This window comes from Nonomuraea sp. NPDC050547, assembly GCF_044457345.1.
Lineage (GTDB): Bacteria > Actinomycetota > Actinomycetes > Streptosporangiales > Streptosporangiaceae > Nonomuraea.
The window spans coordinates 1-7,907 of sequence record NZ_JBITGW010000034.1 but is presented as its reverse complement, the minus strand read 5'-3'; the positions used below and the strand labels follow the sequence as shown (position 1 = coordinate 7,907).

General features: G+C 73.7%; 6 protein-coding genes. 4 read left to right on the top strand and 2 right to left on the bottom strand.

Annotated elements, in window-relative coordinates:
• The first annotated feature begins 408 nt into the window (after positions 1 to 408).
• Positions 409 to 1,668: an FAD-dependent oxidoreductase gene (locus tag ACIBHY_RS51985; protein ID WP_397310719.1), complete on the top strand. Its 1,260-nt coding sequence runs from the start codon at positions 409 to 411 to the stop codon at positions 1,666 to 1,668.
• Here ACIBHY_RS51985 and ACIBHY_RS51980 read toward each other — a convergent pair.
• Complete coding sequence (locus ACIBHY_RS51980; protein ID WP_397310718.1) at positions 1,660 to 2,634, bottom strand: helix-turn-helix transcriptional regulator; 975 nt, start codon at positions 2,632 to 2,634, stop codon at positions 1,660 to 1,662. The genes ACIBHY_RS51985 and ACIBHY_RS51980 overlap by 9 nt on opposite strands.
• Before the next feature lie 125 nt (positions 2,635 to 2,759).
• On the opposite strand from ACIBHY_RS51980, the gene ACIBHY_RS51975 reads away from it, so the two are divergent.
• Positions 2,760 to 3,155 carry a RidA family protein gene (locus tag ACIBHY_RS51975; RefSeq protein WP_397310752.1) on the top strand — a complete coding sequence of 132 codons (396 nt, stop codon included), beginning with the start codon at positions 2,760 to 2,762 and terminating at the stop codon, positions 3,153 to 3,155.
• A gap of 76 nt (positions 3,156 to 3,231) precedes the next feature.
• Positions 3,232 to 3,711 (top strand): DUF488 family protein, encoded by a 480-nt coding sequence (locus ACIBHY_RS51970; RefSeq protein ID WP_397310751.1) that lies wholly within the window; start codon positions 3,232 to 3,234, stop codon positions 3,709 to 3,711.
• Here the strand turns inward: ACIBHY_RS51970 and ACIBHY_RS51965 are convergent.
• Positions 3,708 to 6,443 (bottom strand): hypothetical protein, encoded by a 2,736-nt coding sequence (locus ACIBHY_RS51965; protein WP_397310717.1) that lies wholly within the window; start codon positions 6,441 to 6,443, stop codon positions 3,708 to 3,710. The two genes, ACIBHY_RS51970 and ACIBHY_RS51965, sit on opposite strands and share 4 nt — an antisense overlap.
• Positions 6,444 to 6,514: 71 nt before the next feature.
• Between ACIBHY_RS51965 and ACIBHY_RS51960 the strand changes: the two genes are divergently transcribed.
• Positions 6,515 to 7,816, top strand: a complete 1,302-nt coding sequence (locus ACIBHY_RS51960; RefSeq protein WP_397310716.1) for an ABC1 kinase family protein — start codon at positions 6,515 to 6,517, stop codon at positions 7,814 to 7,816.
• Positions 7,817 to 7,907: the final 91 nt, after the last annotated feature.

The following is a 7,907-nucleotide window of genomic DNA, read 5'->3' as shown; positions in this document are numbered from 1 at the left end:
CCCAAGCCCCCAAGCCCCCAAGCCCCCAAGCCCCCAAGCCCCCAAGCCCCCAAGCCCCCAAGCCCCCAAGCCCCCAAGCCCCCAAGCCCCCAAGCGTCACAGCTCCGGGCCCCACTCTCCAGCCAGCAGCCAGCAGCCAGGCTCCGGCTTCCCAAGGTCCCGACGCCTACCTGCCCTCGGCCAAGGAAGTCCGGCCCCGGAAGTCCGGCCCCGGAGGTCCGGGCTTTGGGGGTGCGGCCCTGGAAGTCCGGGCCTTGGGGTTCGGTCCGGGGGCTCGGTCGTGGGATCCGGTTCTGGAAGTCCGGCGCCCGCGGGGCTGGGGTGCTTCGAGGCCGGGGGCGGGGTCTCCGAGGGTGGCGGGGTGGTGGGCTTCTGGACATCGGGGGTGGCGGGCCGTACCAAGGGAAGATGGAGGTTACCGTCGTCGGTGCCGGGCTGGTCGGGTGTCTGCTCGCCTGTTTCCTGGCTAGCCGAGGCCACCGGGTCACCGTCCACGAGCGCCGCCGGGACCCGCGCGTGGCGAGCGCGGACCGGGGCCGGTCGATCAATCTGGCGATCTCCGAGCGGGGCATCGACGCGCTTCGCCGCCTCGGGCTGGACGGGGAGGTGCTCGCGCGGGCCATTCCGATGCCGGGCCGGATGATGCACGCCGTGGACGGTTCGCTCACCTTCCAGCCCTACAGCGCCGGCGGCGCCCACGCCATCAACTCCATCAGCCGCGCCGACCTCAACCACCAGCTCCTCGACGCGGCCGGGAAACACGACGGCGTCACCGTCATCTTCGGCCACCGCGTGGAGGCGGAGCTGCCGCCGGGCGCGGTGGTGATCGGCGCGGACGGCGCCCACAGCGCGGTGCGCGCGAAGCTGCAGGCGCTGCCGGGCGTGGACTTCAGCCAGTCCTACCTCGACTACGGCTACAAGGAGCTGTCCATCCCGCCGCGCGACGGCGACTACGCGATGGATCCGGGAGCGCTGCACATCTGGCCGCGCGGCCGCTCGATGATGATCGCGCTGCCGAACCCGGACCGGTCGTTCACCTGCACGCTGTTCTGGCCGCACGAGACCTTCGCCCGCCTGCGCACAACGGACGAGATCGAGGCCTACTTCGCCGAGCACTACCCGGACGCCCACCTGCCCGCGCTCGCGGCCGGCTTCCGCGCCAACCCGGTGGGCCATCTGGTCACGATGCGCTGCGCCCCCTGGCACGCCCGCCTCGGCGACACCACGGTGGGCCTGATCGGCGACGCCGCCCACGCGATCGTCCCGTTCTACGGCCAGGGCGCCAACTGCGGCTTCGAGGACTGCGTCGAGCTCGACCGGTGCCTGGACGAGACCGGCGACGACTTCCCGGCCGCCCTGGACCGCTTCGAACGCCGCCGGAAGGACACCGACGTCATCGCCCGCCTGGCGCTGGACAACTTCGTGGAGATGCGCGACAAGGTCGGCTCGAAGACGTTCCTGGCGGGCAAGCGGCTTGAGCACGCGCTGGAGCGGGCACTGCCGGGCCGTTACGTCTCCCGCTATGAGCTGGTCTCCTTCTCCACCACGCCGTACTCGCAGGTGGAGCGCCGGGTGGCGCGCCAGCGCGGGCTCGCCGCCGCCGCGGGTCTGGGCGCCGCCGCTCTGTCGGCCCTTCTGGTACGCCGCCTGCGGGCCCGCTCAGGCTGACGGCCCGTAGCGGGTGGCGATCGCGGTGGCACGCTCGCGCAGCGCGTCGCGCAACCACGGCGGGGACAGGGCTTCCGCGCTCGTGGTGAGCTGCCACAGCGCCCATTCGGCGTGTCTCCGATCTTGGAAGGTCACCTCCATGAGCAGCCGGCCGTCCGCGCCGGTCTCCTCGGACAGGACGGCCAGCGCGGTGCCCACCAGGTCCTCCCGCCGTGCCGGGTTCAGCCGCACCTGCACGGCGACCTGGTCGCCGCCGGTACGGAACCGGGTGCTGCGTTCCTGCCAGGCCCGGTCGAGGTCGACCCGGTCCGGTCGCTGCGCGGGCTCGTCGAGCTCCTTGGCGGCCAGGACCCGTGACAGCCGGTACATGCGGTCCGCGCCGGACTTCGTGGCCAGCAGGTAGCCCCGGTCGCGGACGGTGACCAGGCCGATCGGGTCCACCGTGCGCCACTCCGGGGTCTGGCCCGCGGCCGCGTAATGGATCCGAAGCTTGTGCCCGGCGAACACCGCGCGCAGGACCTCGGCCGCGATGGCGTCGGGCACCTCCTCGTCGACGAGCCGGCGTGAGAGGAGGTCGGTCTCCGGGTCGATGAGCAGCCGCTCGGCCGCCCCGGCGGCGGTGTCCCGGTAGCTGTCGGGCAGCGCGTCGACCACCTTGAGCATCGCCGACGCGAGCGCGGAACCGAGGCCGAACGCCTGCGCGCCGCGCCGCGATCCGGCGACCAGCAGGGCGAGGGCCTCGTCCTGGTTCAGCCCGGTGAGCTCGGTACGGAAACCGGGCAGCAACGCGAAACCCCCGTGCCGGCCGCGTTCGGCGTAGACGGGGACCCCGGCCGCGGACAGCGCCTCGATGTCGCGCAGCACGGTGCGGGTGGAAACCTCCAGCTCGCGAGAGAGCGCGGCGGCGGACAGCCGGCCGTGCTGCCGCAGCAGCAGGACCAGCGAGACCAACCGGTCGGCGCGCATACGAAAACTTAACAGGAATACGCGACAGAGGATGTCGTGATTTGCCGGGAGGCTGATGAGCACGACGACGGCCACCGAGCCGATCGGCGTACGTGATGAACGAAGCGAATGGAGCGGATATGGCAATCGAGCGAACGGCGGTCAACCCGTGGGCGTGGTCGACGGAGCTGGGCTACAACCAGGGCGAGGTCGTCTCCGGGCATGCCAGGACCCTGTACTGCTCCGGGCAGACCGCGATGAGCGCCGACGGCAAGCCCCAGCACGCCGATGACATGGCGGCGCAGCTGGCACTGAGCCTTGACAACCTGGAGGCCGTGCTCGGCGAGGCCGGCATGTCCCTCGCGAACCTGGTCCGGCTCAACGTCTACACCACCGACGTCGACCGGCTCTTCCAGCACTACGGCGTGCTGGCGGGACGGCTGGGCGCCGCCCGGGTGGCGCCGTCCACCACGATGCTCGGGGTGACCCGGCTGGCGGTCCCCGACCTGATGGTCGAGCTTGAGGGGACCGCCGTCGCGTGACCTGGCCCGCCGCCTCCGGCAGAGCGCCGGAGGCGGCACGAGGAGTGGGAAGACGGGTGATTCTCCGGTGTTCAGAATGGTGACGGTCGGCGTCTACGGCTTCGACGGCGACTCCTTCCTGCGACGGCTGCGTCAGGCGGACGTCCGCCTGCTGCTCGACGTACGCCAGCGGCGCGGCGTCCGCGGACCCGAGTACGCCTGGGCGAACTCCCAGCGGCTGCAGGCGGCCCTCGCCCATGCCCGGATCGGCTACGAGCACCACCGTGAGCTCGCGCCGACCACCGAACTGCGCCATCTCCAATACGCAGAGGACGAGCGCCAGGGGGTCGGCAAGCGCTCGCGCCGCGAACTCGCCGCCGAGTACACCCGCCGCTACACCGGCGAGATCCTCGACCGCGCCGACCTCACGCCGATCGTTTCGGTGCCGGCGGGTGGTGGGACGGTGGCTCTGCTCTGCGTCGAGCGCGACGCCGTGGCCTGCCACCGCTCGCTGATCGCCCGGCGGCTGGCCGAACGGCACGGCGTCACGGTCGACCACCTGCTCCCGGAGCTTTAGCGGGGCAGGTGGAGGCGGAAGCCGTACAGGCCCGCCTGGCCCACCGCGTACAGGCGGGTGCCGCCCGGTGTCCAGGCGCACCCGGTCAGCTCGGCGTCGAGGTGGATGGCGGCCACGCACCGGCCGGCGCGCACGTCCCACACCCACACGGCCGCGTCCTCGGTCGCCGTGGCCAGCCAGGACCCGAACGGCCCCGCCGCCAGCCCCACAGCCGCGGTCTGCTCCTCCAGTTCGTCGCGCAGCCGGCCGGTGCGGTCCCAGCGCCGGATGGCGCCGTTGGTGGAGGAGGCGGCCACCCAGGCGCCGCCGGGCGCGACGGCCAGGCCGGTCACCGGGGAGCTCGGGGTCAGCACGGGCGCGATTCTTCGGCCCGAGGGGTCGAGCAGCAGCACGGACTCGCCGCCCGCCGCCAGCCACGCGCCGCCCGGCGCCATGGCCAGGTGGCCGGGTTCCTTCATCGAGGTCTCGGCGGCCGGCCGCCCGTCGGGGCGCCAGAACTGCACCGCGTCCCGCGCGGCGGTGGCCAGCCAGGACCCGTCCGGCGCCATGGCCACGGAGCGGGCGGGGCCGCGCAGCCGTACGCGATGGAGGGGTTCGCCGTGGCGGTCCAGCAGCCACAGCAGGCCCTCGTCGTCGGTGGCGGCGAGCAGGGCGCCGTCCTCGGAGCTCGCCACGGCGGTGAACGTGACCTGCTCGTGCAGCGTGCGCCGCGCGCTGCCCTCCGCGTCCCAGAGCGTGAGGCCGGGAGCGCCGCCCGCCGTTACCAGGGCGCTGCCGTCGGCCACGGCGGCGATCGCCCGCAGCGGGCGGCGGCGCAGGTGCTCGTCCGGCGCGGGCAGGCCCGGGGCGGCGTCCCACAGGCGGATGCTGCCGTCCAGGCTGACGCTGGCCAGCCAGCTGCGATCGGGGGCGAAGGCGACGCCGGTGACGCCCAGCCGGTCGAAGTGCTCGGCGGCTCGCACGTCCGCCAGCGGGTCGGGGGGCGGGGGAGCCGCGCCGGCCGAGGGCAGGCCGTCGCGGGTCCAGGTGTGCTCGCGGTAGGCGAGCGTGCCGCTGTCGGGGGTGATCACGGGCGCCGGCCCGTCCTCGGCCGCCGCCGCCCGCCACAGCAGGCGGCCGTCGGGCGCCCACGCGATGAGGTCCTCGGCGCACGAGGCCAGCCAGGAGCCGTCCGGCGCGATCACCACGTGCCTGACCGGGTCGTCGTGGCCTTCGAGCACCTGCCGCTGGGTGCCGTCCGGGGCCCATAAGCGCACGGTGCCGTCGTCGCTGCCGGTGGCCAGCCACGTGCCGTCGGGGGCGACGGCCACGCAGGTCACGTCGTCCTCGTGGCCGGTCAGCACGGTGCGGACGGTGCCGTCCAGGTTCCACATGGTCGCCGTGCAGATCTCGTCGGCCGTGACGAGCCAGTCGCCGCGGGGGCTGATCGCCACGCCGTAACGCTCCTCGCCGCGGGCGCCCATGATCCGGCGCAGCGCGGGCGGCGGCAGGTCCGGCGGCGCCCACAGGCACTCCAGCCATGGCGAGCCGGAGCCGCCGAGCAGCGCGGCGATCTCCCGCGCGGTCGCCGGCACCGCGAACAGCCGCCCGGCGAGGGTGGCCGCCGCCGTGGGCGCGGCGGGCGCGGCGTGCTCGGTCCTGGCCAGCACCAGCGCGCTCTGCGCCAGCGTACGGCGCAGCCGCTGCGCCAGCGGCGTCGCGGCCAGCTCCAGATCCTGTTCGACGGCGGCCACGCCGTAGCTCTGCAGCTTGGTCGCGATCCACCCGCCGTCGCAGACCAGCTCGGCCACGTTCATGCCGGCCTGCCGCAGGTGGCCGGGCAGCCGGGCGAGCACGTAGGCGATGTCCTCGTGGGAGGCCTCGCCGTCGGCGCCCCGGTCGATGCCCTCGACCAGGGCCCGGTTGACGCGGCGCAGCCCGTCCGGGCCGAGCGCGGCGCGCAGGTAGCCGCGCACCACGTCGGGCACGAGCAGCACCTCACGGTCGGGGGCCTCGGTGAGCAGGCCGAGCGCGCTCAGCCCGGCGAGCGTGAGGTCCGACTCGATCGGGCTCAGCTCGGCGGTACGCGCCCACAGCAGGCGGGCCAGGCCGGTCGGGATGTTGCGGTCGGTGGCGAAGGCCCCCAGCTCCAGCAGGCGGGCGACGCTGTCGGGCAGCTCGGCCCGCACCAGTCCGGCGTCGAGCAGCTCGTGGACCGCGCTCTCGCGGGAGGCGGGCTCGCGCAGGTCGGGCTCGCGGGCGGGGCGGGTCTTGAGCGCCGCGGCGAGCCGGTCGAGGAGCGGCCAGCGCCGTACCGGGAGCCGCACGACCGTCGCGCTGCCGGGCAGGCCGCGGGCGGTGCGCGCGGTGACCAGGACGCTGGCGCGGTGGGCGACGATCATCGCGAGCATCGACACGTGCGGCGCGCGCACGCCGTCCAGCACGACCAGCCCGTCGCCCGGCGCGGCGGTCAGCTCGTCGGCGGTCAGCAGCACCTCGATCCAGTCGGCCGGGTCGGCGCCGCCGCTGACCTCCAGCGCCCGCTCCAGCAACTGGTCGCCGAGCGACTGGCGGGGGTCGGCGCCCACGGTCAGCCAGGCGATGCCGCCGGGGAAGCGGGCGCGTACGCGGGGATCCTCGCAGGCTCTCGTGGCGGCGGTGGTGACACCGGCGCCCTCCAGGCCGTCGATCTCCGGCACGACCGCGATGAGACCGCTGTTTCCCTCGGTCAGCGCCGTGATCAATTCCTCCATGCATTGAGAGTTGCATCCGATGTGGCGACTGTCACGTTGCCTTATTGGCATTGAGTCCAAAAGATAAGGACATGTCTGATCTTCCGCAGTCGGCGGTGGCCCGGACGGCGAAGCTCGCCGCCCTTCCTCTCGGATACGCGGGCCGTACCGCGCTCGGTCTCGGCAAGCGGGCGCTCGGCAGACCGGCCGAGCTCATCGCGGACGAGGTGCGGACGCGCACCGCCGAGCAGCTGTTCAAGGTGCTCGGCGAGCTCAAGGGCGGCGCCATGAAGATCGGGCAGCTCCTGTCGGTGCTGGAGTCGGCGCTGCCGCCCGCCGTCATCGGCCCCTACCGGGCCGCGCTCACCAAGCTGCAGGACTCGGCGCCGCCCATGCCCGCCGCCACCGTGCACAAGGTCCTGGCCGAGGACTTCGGCGACGACTGGCGCGCGCACTTCGCCGCCTTCGACGACGTCCCCGCCGCCAGTGCCTCCATCGGTCAGGTGCACCGGGCCCTGTGGTCCGACGGCAGGCCCGTGGCCGTCAAGGTTCAGTACCCCGGCGCCGCCAAGGCCCTGCGCGGCGACCTCAGGCAGCTCGGCCGGGTCGCCAAGCTCTTCGGTGTCCTGCTGCCCGGCCTCGACGTGCGCTCCTTCGTCCAGGAACTCCAGGAACGCGTGGCCGAGGAGCTCGACTACGGCAAGGAGGCCGAGGCCTGGCACGCCTTCGCCACCGAGTACGCCGGCGACCCCGACATCGCCGTCCCGCCTGTCGTGGCCGCCTCGGAGCACGTGATCGTCACCGAGTGGCTCGACGGCACCCCGCTCGCCCAGGTCATCGCCGACGGCCCGCAGGAGGTCCGCGACCGCGCCGCGCTGCGCCTGGTCCGCTTCTCCTTCTCCTCGCCGGTCCGCTGCGGCTACCTGCACGGCGACCCGCACCCCGGCAACTTCCGCGTCACCCCCGACGGGCGCCTCGGGGTGCTGGACTTCGGCGCCGTGAAGGCCTATCCCGACGGCCACCCGCCCGCCGTGGGACCCATGCTCAGGTACGGCGCCGCCGACGACATCGAAGGCGTCGCCCGGGTCTTCCGCGAGGAGGGCGTCATCCGCGACGGCGTCGAGATCGACCTGGCGGCCCTGGGCTCCTTCGTTCGCCCGTACGCCGAGCCGATCGCCGCCGAGTCGTTCACCTTCACCCGCGACTGGATGCGCGAGCGCGGCCTGTACATGCTGGGTGACGGCACCAGCATCTTCCGCACGCTCAACGTGCCGCCCGACTACGTGATGAGCTTCCGCGTGCTGACCGCCGGCTACGGCCTGCTGAGCCAGCTGGAGGCCACCGCCCCCTTCCGCGCGGAGGCCGAACGCTGGATCCCCGGCTTCACCGCCTGACAGAGATGATGTAGGTGAGCACCTCCCGCCGAGGTCTGACCCACCGACTGACTGACTTCGGGTCTTCAACGGGATCTGTCGGCTTCGGCCG

What these genes read in the sequence shown, in the direction of transcription:
- ACIBHY_RS51980 (WP_397310718.1), bottom strand. Translation starts at nt 2,634, where the DNA reads ATGCGCGCCGACCGGTTGGTCTCGCTGGTCCTGCTGCTGCGGCAGCAC.
- ACIBHY_RS51985 (WP_397310719.1), top strand. Translation starts at nt 409, where the DNA reads ATGGAGGTTACCGTCGTCGGTGCCGGGCTGGTCGGGTGTCTGCTCGCC.
- ACIBHY_RS51965 (WP_397310717.1), bottom strand. Translation starts at nt 6,443, where the DNA reads ATGGAGGAATTGATCACGGCGCTGACCGAGGGAAACAGCGGTCTCATC.
- ACIBHY_RS51970 (WP_397310751.1), top strand. Translation starts at nt 3,232, where the DNA reads ATGGTGACGGTCGGCGTCTACGGCTTCGACGGCGACTCCTTCCTGCGA.
- ACIBHY_RS51960 (WP_397310716.1), top strand. Translation starts at nt 6,515, where the DNA reads ATGTCTGATCTTCCGCAGTCGGCGGTGGCCCGGACGGCGAAGCTCGCC.